Consider the following 18,761-nt stretch of genomic DNA (forward strand, 5'->3'; position numbering starts at 1 on the left):
CACTTCATATTCATAGTCTTTAAGGTGAAATATAGCTTATATGGAGAAAAGGTATGCTTGTCCGCATATGTTTACTCGCGATACCAAAGAACCGACCAAATCAGGTCGGGAATCTGAGATTTTAAAATGGAAACTCATCATTCATGTTTTTAAATATACTAAGAAACTCTTACTTTAGAAATTTGATTCCATATTTTTTCATTTTTCTATAAAGCGTATTTCGGCCGATATCGAGTTGCTTCGCGGCGTTACTGATATTTCCATTTGTTCGTTCCAACGCATTTCTGATCAGCTGGGTTTCTTGTTCTTGAAAGTTTCTTGGTCCTTGATCGGCATTTGCCCCTTCCTCATGTGTAATGGAAGAAACAGGACAAAGCGCCACAAGCGAGTCCCTTGTAATCGGTCCATTTTCAGCTAGGAATGCAGACTGTCCCAGTACGTTTTGCAATTCACGGAAATTTCCTGGCCATGAATATTCCAATATGAATGTTTTAGCTTCATCAGTTAATTCGGTATGTTCACTCTTATAAGGTAAATCCGCTAAAATGTATTCTGCTAACAGCAATAAATCCTTCCGACTTTTAAGATTTGGAATTTTCAAAGATAATCCACAAAGGCGGAAAAATAGATCTGCACGGAATTCTCCAGCTTCAATTTCTTTTTGTAAGTCTTTGTTGGTGGCGGCAATGACCCTTACATCGATTGGAATGGAAGCATGTCCGCCGACACGCGTCACACATCGTTCCTGAAGCACGCGAAGCAGGGTAGCTTGAGCTTGAAGCGGCATGTCCCCGATCTCATCCAAAAAAAGGGTTCCGCCATCCGCAGCTTCGAACTTCCCCTTATGCCCGCCGCTTTTTGCGCCAGTAAAGGCACCCTTTTCATATCCAAATAACTCACTTTCCAATAAATTTTCGGGAATTGCGCTGCAATTGATGGCGATGAATGGTTTATCACTTCTTAAACTAACCCCATGAATGGATTGTGCGAATAGTTCTTTTCCCGTTCCGCTTTCTCCAGTGATTAGCAAGCTGATATCAAGCACTGCAGCTCTTTTAGCAATGGATATGGTTTGATTCATTTGCGGATCGTTACTTAATATATCTGAAAATTGATAACGATTAGTTGTTAAACCATCAATCAATTTTTGTTTTTTTAACCGAACGATCACGGATGATTGATGTTCCATATTTTTGCCAAGGGTTTGCACCATAAATTCCTGGTCTTTAATTGAAACCCTCTGTTCCAAAACAAGTGGGTCTGTTCCTGATATTATATTCGATACCGGTTTTTTCAATGTGCCGATAACTTGTGACGCCGCTAAATTGAGATCTGTAACTTTCCCCTCTTTATCAAGGGTAATTAACGGATCAGGGTATGAATCATATATAAAATAAAGGTTTTTCTCCCTTTTTTGTGTATGGGACAATAAGAGTGCTTGTTTGATGCTATCAGCCACCCTTTGAACTAAGCTAACGGAAAAAGGATGATAATTCTGTTGATGACTGCTTAAGTTCAAAACACCTAGCAGATGCCCATCAGGGTGATAAATGGGCGATGCGGCACAAGTGAGGAAATGGTTATCCTGATGAAAGTGTTGACTGCCATGAATCAATACAGGATTTTTCTCTACTATGGCCGTTCCTATTGCATTTGTTCCTTTTGATTCTTCTAGCCAATTGGCCCCTTTCCTAAGGGAAACATTATCTGCATGGCGAATGAAAGCTGGATCCCCAACTGATTCGATGATATATCCTTCAGGAGCAGCAAGTAATAAAATGGACTCCAAACCATTAATCGAGCGATAAACTTCTTCTAAAATGGGGGAAGAATGGTACAGGAGCTCAGCATATCGATCGTGGTATTCGGCCAACTCAAATGCACCAAGCATATCTTCCTTATCCATCATGCTTGGCTGAAGTCCCTTCGAAATGCACCGCTGCCATGATTCTTGGATAAATGCCGGTATGGTTCCTTTATCCGCGCTTATATTAACAGACATTGAATAATCCTCCCGTATGTATAATCGAGTAAATCGGCCACTGTTTTTTGTTTCAGAGCATTCAGGATTCGTTCATACAGTTTAATTATAACAGAAAATTCAGATATTCACCAAAATGAATACGGCATTATGCGAACTGCTAAACTTTTTTGTTCCATATTGGAACACCTTCCTGTTCCAATATGGAACAGGATGCCATCTTCCGATATCGCTCTACCATCTTTTAACTGGTTTCATCGTTTATTTGTTTTGGCATAGGTCTTGCATAATTACATGTCGAGAAATTGATTCCTATTGATAAGGGGGGAAAGAATCAGTAATCCAGTTTTTAAAAATATTCTGACTTGCTGCATGGCAGCCAAAGTGAATTGTATCAAACACATAAGATCATGCTTGATCCTTTACTTAGAGGAAAGCCATTGTCCGAACAAATATGTAACTTAAAATCCAAATGAAAAGGGGTATTATACATGGAACAAACTATTAAACTTAATCCACGAGTGCAAGAATTCTTGAAGGGCACTAAAAAGCTTTTGATTAATGGGGAATTGGTGGAAGCTGCTTCAGGAAAAACCTTTGAGACTCTCGATCCTTCTAACGGCAAGGTTTTAGCGGTTGTGAGTGAAGCAGGTCCGGAAGATGTAGATAAAGCAGTCAAAGCAGCCCGTAAGGCATTCGACAACGGTCCTTGGAAAAAAATGAGTGCATCGGAACGCAGCCGCCTCATTTATAAATTAGCGGACCTCATGGAAGAACATAAAGAAGCTTTAGCACAATTGGATACCTTGGATAATGGCAAGCCAATTGGTGAAACCACTAATGCCGATGTCCCCCTTGCAATCGATCACTTCCGTTATTATGCTGGGTGGGCAACTAAGATAGTAGGACAAACAATACCTGTTGCTGGGAATTACTTCAATTATACCCGTCATGAAGCAGTTGGAGTGGTAGGACAAATCATCCCTTGGAATTTCCCTCTTCTTATGGCTGCATGGAAATTAGGCGCAGCCCTTGCAACCGGATGTACGATCGTTTTAAAACCAGCGGAGCAAACGCCGCTTTCAGCATTATATTTAGGTCAATTAGCGCTTGAAGCAGGTTTTCCTCCTGGCGTCCTCAATGTCATCCCTGGATTTGGGGAAACAGCAGGGTCACCGCTTGTAGACCATCCAGATGTCGATAAAATTGCCTTTACCGGTTCAACCTCAGTAGGGAAAATGATCATGCGCCAAGCTTCGGGAACTGTGAAAAAAATCTCGTTGGAGTTAGGCGGAAAATCACCTAATATCATTCTTCCGGATGCAGATATGAGTAAAGCCATTCCTGGTGCTTTAATGGGCATCATGTTTAATCAAGGACAAGTTTGCTGTGCCGGTTCCCGCCTGTACATTCAAAAGAAATCCTATGACAACGTGGTAGCCGACTTAGTGTCTCATGCAAAAAACATTAAACAAGGGGCCGGTCTTGATCCTTCTACACAGATAGGGCCATTGGTTTCCAGTGAACAATTGGAACGAGTGGGAAGTTATATTGAAAAAGGAAAGTCTGAAGGAGCCGAAGTGGTTACCGGGGGCAATTATGGGCAAGGAGAGGGCTATTTTGTAACACCTACGATATTTGCAGGCGTTGAAGATGAAATGACGATCGCTAAAGAAGAAATCTTCGGCCCTGTTGTAGCTGCAATGCCTTTTGATGATTTGGATGATGTGATAAGCCGTGCAAATAACTCAGAATATGGATTGGCTGCAGGTTTATGGACACAAGACGTAAAAAAAGCCCATTATGTGGCCAATGAATTAAAAGCTGGTACAGTTTGGGTGAACTGCTATAATGCCTTTGATGCCGCTTCTCCATTTGGCGGTTATAAACAAAGCGGAATTGGTCGGGAAATGGGCAGTTATGCTTTGGAAAATTATACGGAAGTCAAAAGTGTATGGATTAACTTAAACTAAATAAAAGAGTGAACGCTCCATATGATCAATCGGCTCAAATATCATGATTGAAATGCAGTTATCTTTTCCTTTAATATTTGCAAAAGGCTGTACCAAAGTGTAGACTTCGGTACAGCCTTATCTTGTTATTTAACTTATATCATTCAGGCAAAGAGAAAAAGAAGAGACTTTTCATTTTCGAAAAGTCTTTTTGTACCCATTATCCATTACGTTCGATTTGCATTTTTTCTCTGTTTGCTTTTTCTTTTTCAATGGTTTTCTGCCTTGAAGTCCCGGCAACCAGGATTCCAATCACCACTATCGCTTCAAATCCATATTTAATGAAGGGATTTGCAAAGTAGTCGAGCATGAAAGGTTCAGCTACAATCATTTTTGCAGCTGTCCAGCCTAGTATTCCCGCACCAATTATAATGATGAATGGGAAACGTTCTATCAGCTTCAGGATTAAAGTGCTTCCATACATCACTACTGGGATGGAAACAAGTAGACCGATCACCACTAAAGTGAAGTTACCATGTGATGCACCTGCAACTGCCAGGACATTATCCAATCCCATCAAAGCATCTGCAATAATGATCGTTTTTATGGCAGCCCACATCGAGTCTGCAGGCTTTACATCATGTTCTTCTTCATCAATAAGGAGCTTATAAGCGATCCATACAAGAAGTAATCCGCCTATTAAATGCAGACCAGGCACCTCTAAAATTACGACAACCAGCAGCGTTGCAATGATCCTTATCACTATTGCCCCGACCGCTCCCCAAATTATCACCTTTTTTTGCTGATCTTTTGGAAGCTTTCTTGCAGCCAATCCAATAAGGATCGCATTATCACCGGCTAGAACCAAATCTATCATAATGATCGCTAAAAGTCCTGAAATGAATTCACCTGATAAAAAATCCAACACTATTTCCTCCTTTATACAAAAATAAAGAGACCTCTGCCATAAATGGCAAAGGTCTCGCTAAGCACTAAATGAATTAGGCCAATAAAGCCGGTGGGTTCCCCACGTAATGACGACTTTATTTCAGGTTATCCCTGACGCTACTCCCCTTCACGGGAATAAAGAATATGTAACTCTTTTACTATCTTTCCATTAGGAAACTACCAAGAAAAAATATCACTAATTCAGTATACCAAAAATACAAATAAAATAAAGAAAAAAATAGAGATAGGCAGGAGAATCCTGAAACTTAACTTGCCCATATCCTTTCAAGGGATTATTTCAGTCAATCATCCCTTCTAGATATTGGCATATTTCGTTTCCTAGGTTGGGGATATGGCTCAAATCCTTCCCCCATAGATATTTATTACTTAAGGTGGCCTCTATCAATTGTCTAAGCGGGATTTCTTGCTTATCATAACGAAGCCATTGTTCCTTGAAAAACTCAATGGTCTTTATATCATCTTTAACGACATAGGCTTTACCTGCAAAGCTTTTACCAATATAACGCCCCTTCACTTCGTGAACCTTATAAAATCGGATCAAGCCTGAAAAACCCCGTACGATACAGTGAGGCAGCCTGCCTTGCGTCTTATGATATTCCTCTAAGGTAGGCAGGAGACGGACCTTGAACTTCGAAATGCTATTCAGCGAAATATCGGCCAGGAGGTGATGTACAAAAGGATTCTTAAATCGCTCAAGAACACTTTCCCCATATAACAACATCTCATTTTGATCAAAAGGTAATGAAGGAATTATTTCCTTTTCGATGGCATTGCTCAGAAATTGGTTGAATTCCGGATGATCGATTGCCTGTTTTACTTCTTCCATTCCAGATAAAATGCCTAAAGGAGCCATCAAGGTATGAGAACCATTAAGAATCCGTACCTTCCTCATTTGAAAAGGTGTTAAATCTTTTACCCAACGCACATTTAAGCCTGCTTGTTGTAAAGGAAGATGTTGATCAATACAAGGGTCACCTTCTATAGCCCATAAATGGTATGGTTCTGCCGTATTTAGCAGCGTATCCTTATATCCCCATTCCGTAAATAGTTTTTCCGACTCATTGGCTGGGAACCCTGTAACGATACGGTCTACAAGCGAGTTTAGGAATAGGTTGTCCCGGTCCACCCACTCCATGAATGGCTTTGGTAAATCCCAATCCCTGCTATGCTTAAGAACGCATTGCTTCAATGAATCACCATTTCTCTCTAAAAGCTCACATGGCAGCATGATCAGTCCTTTTTTCGCATCTCCGTTGAAATGGAGATAACGATGATGCAAAAAAGCAGTCAGTTTTCCTGGAAAAGATTCAATTGGCTTTCCTTCTTCCAAAGGAATCGTCTGGTATTTGAGCCCTGCTTCAGTCGTGTTGGAAACTACAAATTCCAATTCAGGATTTTCTGATAATGCTAAAAAATCCTCCCATTCTTCATATGGATCGATTACCTTCGAAAAAACGGAAATGATCTCTGTTCGCTCCACTTTCACCCCTTTGTGAAAACCACGTAACATTAATGTATACAGTCCATCTTGCCGCTTCACCTCCTCTATTTTCCTTTTTCCGGCGAGGCGAGGCTGAGTAACTGCAATACTTCCCATGAAATGCCCTTGTTTATTACATTCATGAATCATCCAATCAAAGAAGCCTCGAAGAAAATTCCCCTCCCCAATCTGCAATACTTTTATGGGAAAATCCATCATATGTGAATATTGGACAGCTTTTGTCTCTTTACTCAGACTGTTTAGTTGACTTTTATTTATATCCATGATCAAAGAACCCCTTTTCTCATTGAAATATCCAATTCAGAGTGCGTTTTAAGAGGTCACCCTTACGAAGCATACCTAATGCTTATATTTCGACAATAGCCTTGATCACTTTTGCTTCAGGAGTTAACCACCCTTCAAACTGATTGATCAATTCATCCAAATGTGTGCGGTGTGTAATATACTGGCCCATATCCAGCTTGTCATTCTTCAGCGTATTCACGACATAATTAAAGTCATCCCTTGTTGCATTGCGGCTTCCCATTAATGTAAGTTCTTTACTGTGGAATTCAGGATCATTAAAGGAAATATCCGCTTTAACTAACCCAACATAAACCAACCTTCCGCCGTGAGCAGGATATTTAAATGAATCCATCATTGACTTAGCATTACCTGTCGCATCAAATACCACGCTTGGCATATCTCCATTCGTCAATTGGGCTAATTTCTCCATTGGATTTTCCAAAACGTTCAAAGTATAATCGACATTTGCCCATTTGCCAGCAAACGCAAGGCGTTCATCATTTACATCCATTGCGATCACCTTCGCACCCTGTTCTTTAGCGAATGCCATGACTCCCAAACCAATTGGACCAGCACCAATTACCAGTGCAAATTCCCCTTTATGAATAGCGGCGCGCCTAACTGCGTGAGCCCCTATACTTAAAGGCTCTATCATTGCGGATTGGTCAAGTGTAAGACCTTCAGTTCTCACCAAATGATTATAAGGCACCGTCATCCACTCACTCATGCCGCCTTCAGCATGTACACCCAAAACTTTCATATCCGTACAGCAGTTCGTTTTTCCACTCCTGCAAGCCAGGCATTTTCCACATTCCATATAGGGGATGATCGATACTTGATCCCCGACATTCAGCCCTGATTCATTCTCCGGTATGGATTCAATATAACCGGATAATTCATGTCCAAGTATTCGAGGATAGCTAAAAAAGGGTTGATTACCACCATAGGCATGAATATCCGTACCGCATATTCCTATGCGGCGCACACGAATCAAAGCTTCTCCTGAGTTTGGAACCGGTTTTTCCGACTCGATCATCTTAAATTCAAAAGGTCGTTCACAAACCATGCTTTTCACTGAATAACACTCCTTTTTAATAACTTAATAGATATGTACACCTGTTAGAGAATGACGCCTTCTTTAAAAATGCTTATCTCCCTAAAACCAAATTTTTCATTATTCGTTTTCTTTTTACCTGATGAAAGTTCAAGAATGTATTGGAATAAATCGTCCTCTAATTCCTCGATCTTTTTACCTTCAATCAACTGCCCTGCATTATAATCAATCCAGTGTTTTTTACGATTGGCTAAATCTGAATTCGTTGCTATTTTCACAGTTGGCACCGGTCCGCCAAATGGTGTTCCCCTTCCCGTAGTGAACAGAACGATATGTGCACCCGCTGCCGCCAAAGCCGTCACCGAAATCAGGTCATTTCCAGGAGAATTGATTAAATTCAAACCATGCTTCACTACCCGTTCACCATATGGACTAACATCCACTACAGTGGCATGGCCGCCTTTTTGCGTGCACCCAAGTGATTTTTCCTCCAGCGTACTTATGCCGCCTTCCTTGTTTCCGGGTGAAGGGTTTTCATAAATTTCCTGATCATGGCGAATGAAATACTGTTTAAAATCATTAATAAGGCCAACGATTTTATTAAAGGTTTCTTCATCTCTTGCCCTGTTCATCAATATCGTTTCCGCTCCAAATATCTCAGGAACCTCTGTCAATATCGTGGTCCCTCCATTTGCTACAATAAGGTCGGAAACAGCACCAACCAATGGATTAGCGGTAATGCCTGAAAAACCGTCGGAACCCCCGCACTTCAAGCCTATTTTCAACTTTGAAACCGGTACTGGCTTGCGTACGAACCCTTCGGCATAATCCACTAATTCTCCTATTAAACGCAAGCCGCTCTCCAATTCATCTTGAACCTCCTGGGCTTTTAAAAATTTAATGCGATCGGGAGGAATTTCACCTATGACATCTTTAAATCCTTCGATTTGATTGTTCTCACATCCTAATCCTACAACTAAAACCCCTGCTGCATTAGGATGTTGAGCCAAGGCAGCTAAAAGTTTCTGTGTATGTGTCAAATCATCACCCAATTGAGAACAGCCGTATGGGTGGGAAAAGTGATGAATCCCATCGATTTGCCGATCTTTAAACTGCTCATTTCCCATTTTAGCGAGAACTTCACATGTTTTATTGATGCAACCTACCGTGTTGATGATCCAGATTTCATTCCGGATACCCACTTCCCCATTTTCACGGATATATCCTTCGAAGGTATGACTTTGACTAGGCTCTTTTGTATTTTGACTGCTAGGTTGATAGGAATAATCCAATATACCCTGCAAACCGGATGCTAGATTATGGGTGTGAACCCAATCGCCGATGGAAATATCTTCTTTTGCTTTTCCGATCGAGTAACCGAATTTGATTACGTCCTCCCCTCGTTTTACCGGTTTCACTAACATTTTATGCCCTTTAGGAATGTCATCACTTGCCTTTATATTGATCATTCCCCTGTCTTCCGATTGAATCTGGAGGCTATGTCCTTTATGAATCCCCTCCAAGGAAATAACAACATCATCATTTGAATGCAATTGAACAAATTTATTCATTTTGTCCCCTCCTTTTCATGAGTGAAGACGTTCAAAACCAAACGTCAATCCATTCCGAAAGCCCTTTCATTTTCCGCTTGAACTTTTTTAATTTTTAAATTCCTTTTAATTTTAACATCAATTTTTGAAATATAAATTGCATATTTCGCTATAAATATACTCATTTTTGTTGTATTATACTTTCAGGAGATGAACGAAATGAAAAAAATACATAATGCATTAAATCATGATTTACTCTTCCCATTTTCTTTTGTCTATCAAGATACGAAAAGTCCCCAGAATGAATTGTCCGATCATATGCATGATTATTATGAAATTGTTTATGTTTATAATGGTAAGGGGACTTTTTTTATCGGTGATGTGTTTTATGAAATGCAGCAAGGGGATGTATTCCTGATCCCTAATAATACGATTCATAGGGCTTTACCCAATAAGGACGATCCCGTTACCTCCACCATTATCTTTTTCAGTCCCACATTGATATATAAAGATATGGTTGATGATTCTTTTTCATATTTACATTTGTTTGACCTGACAAAAAAGAGTAAGAATTATAAAATATCATTGCCGCAAAAGAAACAAGAAAAGATGGAGGAACAGCTACAACTCATCCTGCAAGAAACATCTAGCCAATCAATGGGCTCGAGGCATGCTTGTTTGCTGACCGTTCATCAAATCATACTTGATTTATACCGTACCCGGATGAATGACAAAGAAGATTTACCAGTGGGCAATAGCTATAGTTCAGAATGGATCAAAGATATTTTAATCTATATTAATGAACATATCGATGAAACATTGACCTTGACGACACTTGCACAAAAAGCTTTGGTCAGTCCCGCTCATTTCAGCAGAGTTTTTAAGGAAACGACTGGAATTGGCTTAATAGTATATTTAAATACGAAAAGAATCATCAAGGCAAAGGAACTTTTACTAGAAACGAATCACACCATTGCCCATATTGCTGAAATGTGTGGTTTTGAAAGCATGCCCCAATTTTTTCGCACCTTTAAAAAATACAATGAAAAGACGCCAGCAACATTTCGAAAAGAAAATCGGATGCGCTAGGCATGCCTAGTAAATATGAAAAATATTAATTCTTTAAAAATGGAAGTGTCATCCCTTGATATTTCCTTTGGGAGACACTTCCATTCTGACAATCTATTAAACAGGCTTTACTATCGGTCTTACAAAACGGATGACTGCAAGCGATGCAACGATGGCCAATCCACCTGCAAGCAAGAATGCAACTGTGTAGGTGCCTGAGGTATCGACAATATACCCTGTTAACGTCGGTCCGATGATACCTGCTGTATTTGCCAAGAAATGCATAAAACCTCCAACAGATCCAACATTACCAGGGTCGACAACATCGTTGACGATTGCCCAGTAAATGGCACCAGTCAAATAAAGGAAGAAGACGGAAAGTGCGACAAGCGTAACCGCACTTACCGTTGTGGATACCAGTCCGGCAAAACCGATACATACCGCCGATAAGAACAAACATGTTACAAGAACGAGCTTACGAGAGAATAAAACACCTTTTTTAGCGAATTTTTTAAAGAAGAAATCCGACACGAAACCACCCAAAGCAAGTCCGATGAATCCAAAAATCCAAGGAATCACAGTGATGATGCTCATATTTTCTACACTTAGGCCGCGTGCATCCACCAAATAGCTTGGGAACCAAGTTAAGAAAAAGAAGAGAATATAGTTGTAAGAAAAAAAGGCGAGAGCAGTAAATAAAACCGTTTTTTGTTTTAAATAAAAGGTGAATTTCAACTTCCCTTCCGATGTTGCCGCCACATAAGATTTCCCCGTATGTTTCTGTTCTTTTGAATCTTCTGGTTTTTCTTTAACGAATTTCCACCAGCAAATCGCCCATATAAGACCAATCACCATTATGGCAATGAAAGAAACTCTCCATCCATATGAGATGGCAATAAATCCAACAATCGGACCTGCTATGGCACCACCAAGCGGGGTCCCGCTATTCGTCAAACCAACGACAGATGCCCGTTGATTCGCTGGGAACCAGTTATTCACCATCTTATTGATGGTCGCCGAAAGAGGGCCTTCGCCCATTCCAAACAAGATGCGGATGATGATCATACTGGCAAAACCTACAGCCAGTACAAGAGCACCACTGAATAAAGACCAAACGATCATCGCCACGAAAAGCGTAAGCTTTGCACCCCATTTATCGGACGCCATTCCACCAAGGAAATTAAATATGGCATAACCAACTGAAAAGCTACTAAAAATAATCCCCATCTGTGTCGCTGTTAAGGATAAATCATCTTGGATGAACGGAGCTGCAATGGATAGTGCAGATCGGTCCAGATAATTTATCACCCCTGCCAAGAACAAGAAAACAATAACCATTCCTCTACCATTTGAAAACATAAAGTACCCCCCTATACGTTTCTATAAATGCAGCAGCATTTTTGGAAACGTTTCCATTTAATAACCAAGAGTAAAGCCTATATGACTTTTAACTAAATCGGTTTAGAATCCCCGTAAAAAAAGCGTTTTCTTTTTCACGGGAATTCTTACAACCGGTTCTAGCAAGAATTCCTTGAAAGCAAAGTCGGTTTCAAGCGATGTACGCTTGTATCCTCTTTTCCAGTTTTATTGATTTGACTAAGCAGTAACTCTGCTGCCAAGTTGGCCATTTGAATGGCAGGCTGATTAACCGTAGTGATGGTCGGTGTATAGAAACTGGCATAGGGTACATCATCAATCCCTATGACCGCCATGTCATCAGGTATATTTATTTCGTGCTGTTTCATATAACGCAACACTTCATTAAGTACGATATCATTTCCTGCCAATATGGCTTGAGGCGGCTTTTCCAATTCGAAAAATTCTGAAAGTGCAACCGGAATTTCATCTGCGTTCACTGTTTTAATATAGTCTGAATTGAAAGGTATCCCATGTGACGCGAGGGAATCCTTGTACCCTTGGATCCGTTCGATACGAGGACTGATATCGCGTATGATTGAAGTGGTTATGATTGCAATGGTTTCATAACCCTTTTCAATAAACCTGTCGATCGCTAACTTGGAAGCAAGGTGATTATCGAGCATGACAGTTGCAATATCCAATTCTTCGATCGTCCTATCCATGAAAACAATCGGGAAATGATCACTCTTCATACGTTGATATAAATCCAGATTGTCCCCTGTGGGGAAAATGATGATCCCATCCACTTGTTTAGCTCTTAGCATTTCAATATAATTTTTTTCCTTTTCAGGATTGTCATCTGCATTGCATACGATAATATGGAACCCTTGTTCGTAAAAGTAGTTTTCAATAGCTCTAATAACTTGCGTTGAAAACGTATGAAGGATATTGGCAACCACTACCCCGACGGTAAAAGTGGATTTTTGTTTTAAACTGCGTGCTATTATATTAGGCTGATAGTTTAACTCTTCTATTGTTGCTTCAATCTTTTTCCTGGTTTTTTCACTCATATATTCGTAACGTTTGTTAAGGTATTGGGAAACTGTGCTTTTTGATACTTTAGCGTGATTGGCGACATCAGTAATTGTAATGGTTTTCATTTCATTCATTCCTGTCGTATGGTTTCAAATCTCTAATACCAAAATGGCTTAGATATATAAGGAACATTCTATTATAATAAGGAACGCTTTACAATCACCTTCTGATGCAGTAAAAAAGTCAATTTCCCATACAGTGGAACTAATTTAATCACGGTCACTTGTTTGCCTTTTTATTGGACCTGGATTCAGACACCTGAGTATGCCATGAAACCGCCATCGACTGGTACCGTAATTCCTGTGACAAAGCCCGAATAGGATTCATCAACGAGCCAAAGCAATGTACCAAGTAAATCTTCGGGCTGCCCAAAGCGCTTCATGGGTGTTGATGTAATGATTTTATTAGATCTTGCCGTCAGGCTGCCATCTTCATTAAGCAGAAGATCCCGATTTTGCTTCGTTAAAAAGAATCCTGGAGCAATGGCATTCACCCGTAAACCTTCCTCGGCAAAATGAACAGCCATCCACATCGTAAAATTATTTATCGAAGCTTTGGCAGCACTATATGCTGGTACTTTAGTCATTGGAGCGTAGGAGCTCATGGAAGATACATTTACGATAACAGGTGCTTCCACTTGCAATAACTCTTTCCCAAAAACCTGACTCGCCAAAAATGTACCGGTGAAATTACTGGCAAAAACCTGGGAGAAACCATTTTCATCCAAATCAAAGAAGGATTTACCTTCTGCTTCTTCCCCATATTTCTCTGGAGCGGTAATGGCATCAGGATGATTGCCTCCCGCTCCATTTATTAATAGATCCACTCTTCCGAACAATTCTATTATTTTCCCTTTTGCATTTTCCAATGAGGCCCTATCCAAAACGTCTGCCGCGATGGATATCGCAGTCCCCCCAGTTCGTTCAATGAGATCGACCACTTCTTGCCCTTTTTCCGCCGTTCTGTTCAATATAGCTATCTTGACACCATGGCGGGCCAATTCCACCGCCATTTTGGAACATAGAACACCGCTGCCTCCAGTGATCACTGCCACCCTGTTGGATAAGTTTTCATGAATGGGAATCATGATTTTTCACCTAATTTAGTAGCTTCATATGCATCCCATAATCCGAGCAAATACATGATTCCCAATGCTCGGTCATATAATCCGTAACCTGGGCGGCAAACTTCACCCCATATATGGCGGCCATGATCCGGTCTGACATAACCAGTATAATTTTGCTTATTCAATTCTTCCACGACGCCCTGTATATTGATCGATCCATCCTGGGTATGATGGGATGTTTCCACAAAGTCACCGTTTTCATGAATCTTCACATTGCGTATATGGGAGAAAGGCGAACGGTTTGCATACTTTTTAGCCACCTGGACCATATCATTTTCAGGGTTTGCCCCCATCGATCCTGTACACAAGGTAAACGCATTCGATGGTGAATCCGAAATCGAAATCAGTTTTTCATAGCTCGACTCTCCGGTGATGATTCTTGGCAAGCCAAAAATGGACCATGGCGGATCATCCGGGTGTATTGCCATTTTTATACCGCAAGCCTCGGCAACAGGTAATATTTCTTTTAGGAATATTTCAAGATTCGCCCATAGCTGCTCTTCGTCCACAGTTTTGTAAGCTTCGAATAGTTCAGAGATTCGATCCATCTTTTCTGGTTCCCAACCGGGTAAAGTTAAATCTGAAGCTTCCGTTACAGTACGAATTAAATCTTGCGGAGCTAACGTATCCACTTTCGCCTTTTCATAAAACAGGGCAGTTGAGCCATCTTCCAAAGGATGGAACATTTCCGTCCGAGTCCAATCAAAGATCGGCATGAAGTTATAACAAATGACTTTCACTCCAGCTTCCGAAAGATTCCGGATCGTCTCTTTGTATTTCTCTATATAAATCATGCGGTCTTCGTTACCCAATTTAATCGATTCATGGACATTTACACTTTCTACGACATCCGTGTGAAAACCAAATGATTGGATATACTCAATTTCTTCTTGAATTTCTTCCTTTTCCCAAACCTCACCAACAGGTTTTTGGTGAAGTGCCCAAACAATCCCTTTCACTCCAGGAATCTGTTTAATGTGCTCCAACGTAACCGTATCATTGTCTTTCCCGTACCATCTAAATGTAATGTTCATCATGCACCTCCATTATTCTGCAATTTTTTGCATGTATTTTCGGCTTAATTCCACTGCGGCTTCATAGCCGCCATTTTGATAGGCTTTGTTCAAGTCACTGCCGATCCCGATTGCTACCGCGCCTGCATTCAGCCAGTCCTTCATGTTATCCAAATTAATTCCGCCGGTTGGCATGATCCTTACATTGGGCAATGGACCATTAACCGACTTGATGAAAGAAGGCTCAAAATGGTTTGCCGGAAATAACTTCAAAACATCACAACCGGCTTCCAATGATGTAGCCATTTCTCTAATTGTCATGCATCCAGGCATATAGGGAATGCCGTATCGATTACAAAGTTCGGCTACGCCATTGACAAAATAGGGGCTGACGATAAAATTGGCGCCAGCTAAAATCGCATGCCGAGCCGTTTCAGAATCAAGTACAGAGCCTGCTCCTAATAGTGCATCCGTATTTTGCAATTCTTTGAAAGCTTCTTCAATTCCCGGTGTTGTATAAGTCAATTCGATTGCCTGAATCCCGCCTTCCACAGCTGCTTTAGAAAGTTGTGCCGCCTCCTTTGCATCCTGTCCCCGGATAACAGCTACAACTTTCGTTTCCGTTATTCGATGTATGATTGAATGTTTATCCATAGCTCCTACCCCCTTAATTAAAAACGATGATCGCTTTTCGAACTTGTTCGGGATGATTTTCAACAAAATTAAATGCTTCCTGGATATCATCAAGCGAAAATGTATGGGTAACTAAACCTTCATGTCTGAGTTTTCCTTCATTCAAAAGTTTTACCACTTTTGGGAACTGATTGGTTTGCAACCTAGACCCCTTCACCGATACTTCCTTTTTTGTGATCGGTAGCTGGGAAACCGATGAAGGACGTTCATCAAAACCGAGTACGACAATCCGTCCCGCCGTTGACACGACATCGAAGGACAATTCAAATGTCATCGGCAAGCATACTGCATCAATGACGACGTTGGCCCCTTCGCCATTCGTCCATTCTTCCACTCGTTTTTGAACATTTTCTTTACCAGCATGGACGGTGATATCGGCGCCGCTTTCTTTAGCGAATTCCAAACGCTCATCACTTAAATCCGTGATCATCACTGATGCTCCTTGAAGCTTTGCCATCTTTAATATGCAAATGCCAATAGGCCCAGCCCCCTGGATAAGCACTGTTTCCCCTTCCTCCACTTCGCCTCTCCATACGGCCTGTGCGCCGATAGTGTATGGCTCAGCCAATACTATTTCTTCCCAAGCTAAAGCGGGATCCACGACATGTAATTGTTTCTCCGGAAGGACGAACCATTCCCTCATTCCACCGTCTTCATGCACGCCAAAAACGGACAGTTTTTCACAAACATTTTGGCGGCCTTTGCGGCAGGCATAACACTCCCCGCAATAACTGATGGGCTCAATAACAACGTGGTCCCCCACTTTTATGCCCGCGACATCTTGACCTATCTCCACAACTTCTCCCGCTACTTCATGTCCAACGACTCGCGGCAGTGTAGCAAGTGGATTCGTACCATGATAAATATGCATATCCGATCCGCAAATCCCGACTCTTTTTACTTTCACAAGGACATCCGTCGAGTTTGAAATCCGAGGTTTTTCCACTTCTTGAATGATCAGTTCATGAGCTTTCCGTACTTGAACCGCTTTCATTTCCCCACCTACTTTGTAAGAAATTCATAAACACTTGATGCTATCGTAATACCTTGTTTCAGGTTTTTTTCTTCATTGATTTGTTCAATCTCACCAGGTACATATACGCGATCGAATCCTGGAGCAGGTTCAACCTGTCGAAGCTCTTCGATCATTTGATCCATTTGCTCTAAAAATATATCAGTATCCGTAAAGAACGAAGGATTAATTACACAAAAATAATGTCCCAGCTTCCGTTTCTTATCAAGGTCGTCATACATTTTCCCAATGTGCGGGCCAAATGCCGCACCGGCCAATAATCCAGAAAACACATCGACAATTACGGATAGGCCATAGCCTTTCGGACCTCCGAAAGTGGAAAGGGAGACGACTTTATTCGGGTCTGTCACATTAGCTCCATTTTCATCCACTCCCCATCCTTCTGGGATTTCCTTTCCTTCTTCTCGTGCCTGGAGGATTTTCCCCAGCGCAACATTGGATGTTGCCATATCAAGAATAAAGGGTTTCTTCGTTTTGGCAGGAACTCCGTAAGCGATTGGGTTGGTACCAAGAAATGATGTTTTTCCTCCGAATGGGACCACAATTTTATCGGTATGTGACATCGCGATGCCAATCAACTTTGCATCAGCGGCTTTTTGAACGAAGTAGCTTAGTGCTCCGCAATGGCTGCTATTAAAAACTGTCACCATGCCAACCCCATTATCTCTAGCCATATCGATTGCATGGTCCATGGCCACGTCGCTAATCACATGCCCAAAACCATCATCTCCATCAACCACACCGGTAACTGGCCCTGTCTTTTGGAAGGAAATCCGGGCATCCGGATTTATGCCTCCTGCCTGTAAACGGTTCACATAATGCTCTGTTCGCAAAACACCATGGGAATTGACGTTTCTGAGATCGGCATGAACCAATACTTCCGCGATTTTCCCGGCATTTTCTTCATTTAAACCCACTTTGGTCAGCTGTTGTATGACCAATCGTTTTGCTTCCTCCGCTTGTATCGTTACTGTTGCCATTTTCTCCCCTCATTTCTTTCAATCAGCTATCTTTCTATAACAGCCTCATTCTGTATGAAAGGCATTACTTCATCCAAATATGGTAAGCCTTCATTGTCGCCTGCAACAGTGGTGACAAGAGCTCCTACACCATTTGCGAATGTCAACCTTTCATCAATTGGTAAGCCATGAAGATATCCGTAAATATAACCTGCATCATAACCATCTCCCGCACCAACAGTATCAACAGGTATAACCGGGAATGCTTCTTTTTCATGCCATTCACTTTTGGTATATAGTTTTGAACCATGTTTCCCGTCCTTAATGACAAGCTGATCAATATCATTCACCATTGCGAATTCAGCCAAAGATTCTTTAGAGTCCGTTCCGATGATCAATCTTATTTCATCCAACCCTGTAAGCAAAATATCAACATATGGAAAAATATCACTATATACGGATCTTGCTTCCTCGATGGACCATAGCTTTAAGCGGATATTCGGATCAAAAGAAACAGGTATATTTTTTTGTTTTGCAATATCCATTACCCTCATGGCAATATCCACATTTTTGGGATCTATGGCCAAAAATACGCCAGTAAGGTGGACTATATCAATCTCTTCAAACATCTTCTCTGTTATATCTCCCGGCTTTAAAGTTAAAATGGGAGATTGATAGCGGTAATAAAATGTCTTTCCGGAACCATCTTCCCGGATTTCTTTAAAGTTAAGAGATGTTGGATATCCATTTACATAGGCAACATCACTCATGTCCACGCCTTCCCCACGAGCGAAATTATAGATAACTTTACCGAACTCATCCTTGCCCAATCGGCTTATCCATTTTGCCCGCATTCCAAGCCTTGCACAGCCAATCGCAAAATTCAGTTCAGCGCCTCCTACTTTTCGCTCAAAACGGTTTACGAATCTTAAAGGTCCTGTCTCTTCCGGATTTAGCGTAATCATGGCGTCGCCAAGCGTTAAAACACCATATTTTGATGACAATACAGTACCTCCTTCTTTCGAACAATCACAAATGAAAACAAAAAACATTTGATCATATCACTTTCATAACACTTTAGCTAAATCGATTTAGTAAATTACTAAACCGGTTTGGTAAATCA

At 41.1% G+C, this 18,761-nt stretch carries 15 protein-coding genes; 2 read left to right on the forward strand and 13 right to left on the reverse strand.

The features are described from left to right. Window positions 1-169 precede the first annotated feature (169 nt). Complete coding sequence (locus N0M92_RS20395; protein ID WP_260287546.1) at window positions 170-2,002, reverse strand: sigma-54-dependent Fis family transcriptional regulator; 1,833 nt, start codon at window positions 2,000-2,002, stop codon at window positions 170-172. A 470-nt stretch (window positions 2,003-2,472) separates the two neighbouring features. On the opposite strand from N0M92_RS20395, the gene N0M92_RS20400 reads away from it, so the two are divergent. Beyond that, window positions 2,473-3,954, forward strand: a complete 1,482-nt coding sequence (locus N0M92_RS20400) for an aldehyde dehydrogenase family protein (RefSeq protein ID WP_192204991.1) — start codon at window positions 2,473-2,475, stop codon at window positions 3,952-3,954. 199 nt (window positions 3,955-4,153) lie between these two features. Here N0M92_RS20400 and N0M92_RS20405 read toward each other — a convergent pair whose 3' ends face one another. The 4 genes from N0M92_RS20405 to N0M92_RS20420 all read right to left on the reverse strand — a co-directional run bounded on the left by N0M92_RS20405 (window position 4,154) and on the right by N0M92_RS20420 (window position 9,313). Further along, a complete protein-coding gene (locus N0M92_RS20405; RefSeq protein ID WP_260287547.1) occupies window positions 4,154-4,858 on the reverse strand; it encodes a TerC family protein in 705 nt (234 codons plus the stop codon). A gap of 321 nt (window positions 4,859-5,179) precedes the next feature. After that, on the reverse strand, window positions 5,180-6,667 hold the full coding sequence (locus N0M92_RS20410; RefSeq protein WP_260287548.1) for a tagaturonate reductase: 1,488 nt from the start codon (window positions 6,665-6,667) through the stop codon (window positions 5,180-5,182). 82 nt (window positions 6,668-6,749) lie between these two features. Next, the gene (locus N0M92_RS20415) at window positions 6,750-7,763 is read right to left on the reverse strand and encodes a zinc-binding alcohol dehydrogenase family protein (RefSeq protein ID WP_260287549.1); all 1,014 of its coding nucleotides are present in this window, start codon (window positions 7,761-7,763) and stop codon (window positions 6,750-6,752) included. Between the two features lie 44 nt (window positions 7,764-7,807). Next, on the reverse strand, window positions 7,808-9,313 hold the full coding sequence (locus tag N0M92_RS20420; protein ID WP_260287550.1) for a UxaA family hydrolase: 1,506 nt from the start codon (window positions 9,311-9,313) through the stop codon (window positions 7,808-7,810). 198 nt (window positions 9,314-9,511) lie between these two features. On the opposite strand from N0M92_RS20420, the gene N0M92_RS20425 reads away from it, so the two are divergent. Next, window positions 9,512-10,381, forward strand: a complete 870-nt coding sequence (locus N0M92_RS20425) for an AraC family transcriptional regulator (RefSeq protein WP_260287551.1) — start codon at window positions 9,512-9,514, stop codon at window positions 10,379-10,381. A 96-nt stretch (window positions 10,382-10,477) separates the two neighbouring features. Here the strand turns inward: N0M92_RS20425 and N0M92_RS20430 are convergent, their stop codons facing one another. The 8 genes from N0M92_RS20430 to N0M92_RS20465 all read right to left on the reverse strand — a co-directional run bounded on the left by N0M92_RS20430 (window position 10,478) and on the right by N0M92_RS20465 (window position 18,642). Further along, entirely contained in the window at window positions 10,478-11,719 is a 1,242-nt protein-coding gene (locus N0M92_RS20430; RefSeq protein ID WP_260287552.1) for an MFS transporter, read from the reverse strand. Between the two features lie 158 nt (window positions 11,720-11,877). After that, a complete protein-coding gene (locus tag N0M92_RS20435; RefSeq protein WP_260287553.1) occupies window positions 11,878-12,879 on the reverse strand; it encodes a LacI family DNA-binding transcriptional regulator in 1,002 nt (333 codons plus the stop codon). A 185-nt stretch (window positions 12,880-13,064) separates the two neighbouring features. Then, window positions 13,065-13,901: an SDR family oxidoreductase gene (locus N0M92_RS20440; RefSeq protein ID WP_260287554.1), complete on the reverse strand. Its 837-nt coding sequence runs from the start codon at window positions 13,899-13,901 to the stop codon at window positions 13,065-13,067. After that, complete coding sequence (gene uxuA, locus N0M92_RS20445) at window positions 13,898-14,974, reverse strand: mannonate dehydratase (RefSeq protein WP_260287555.1); 1,077 nt, start codon at window positions 14,972-14,974, stop codon at window positions 13,898-13,900. The genes N0M92_RS20440 and uxuA overlap by 4 nt, the downstream gene beginning before the upstream one ends. Window positions 14,975-14,986: 12 nt before the next feature. After that, the gene (locus N0M92_RS20450) at window positions 14,987-15,607 is read right to left on the reverse strand and encodes a bifunctional 2-keto-4-hydroxyglutarate aldolase/2-keto-3-deoxy-6-phosphogluconate aldolase (RefSeq protein WP_260287556.1); all 621 of its coding nucleotides are present in this window, start codon (window positions 15,605-15,607) and stop codon (window positions 14,987-14,989) included. A 13-nt stretch (window positions 15,608-15,620) separates the two neighbouring features. Next, a complete protein-coding gene (locus N0M92_RS20455; RefSeq protein ID WP_260287557.1) occupies window positions 15,621-16,640 on the reverse strand; it encodes a zinc-binding alcohol dehydrogenase family protein in 1,020 nt (339 codons plus the stop codon). 8 nt (window positions 16,641-16,648) lie between these two features. Further along, on the reverse strand, window positions 16,649-17,659 hold the full coding sequence (gene allD, locus N0M92_RS20460) for an ureidoglycolate dehydrogenase (RefSeq protein ID WP_260287558.1): 1,011 nt from the start codon (window positions 17,657-17,659) through the stop codon (window positions 16,649-16,651). A gap of 26 nt (window positions 17,660-17,685) precedes the next feature. Then, window positions 17,686-18,642: a sugar kinase gene (locus N0M92_RS20465; protein ID WP_260287559.1), complete on the reverse strand. Its 957-nt coding sequence runs from the start codon at window positions 18,640-18,642 to the stop codon at window positions 17,686-17,688. Window positions 18,643-18,761: the final 119 nt, after the last annotated feature.

This window comes from Peribacillus aracenensis, assembly GCF_025175645.1.
GTDB classification, from domain to species: domain Bacteria; phylum Bacillota; class Bacilli; order Bacillales; family DSM-1321; genus Peribacillus; species Peribacillus aracenensis.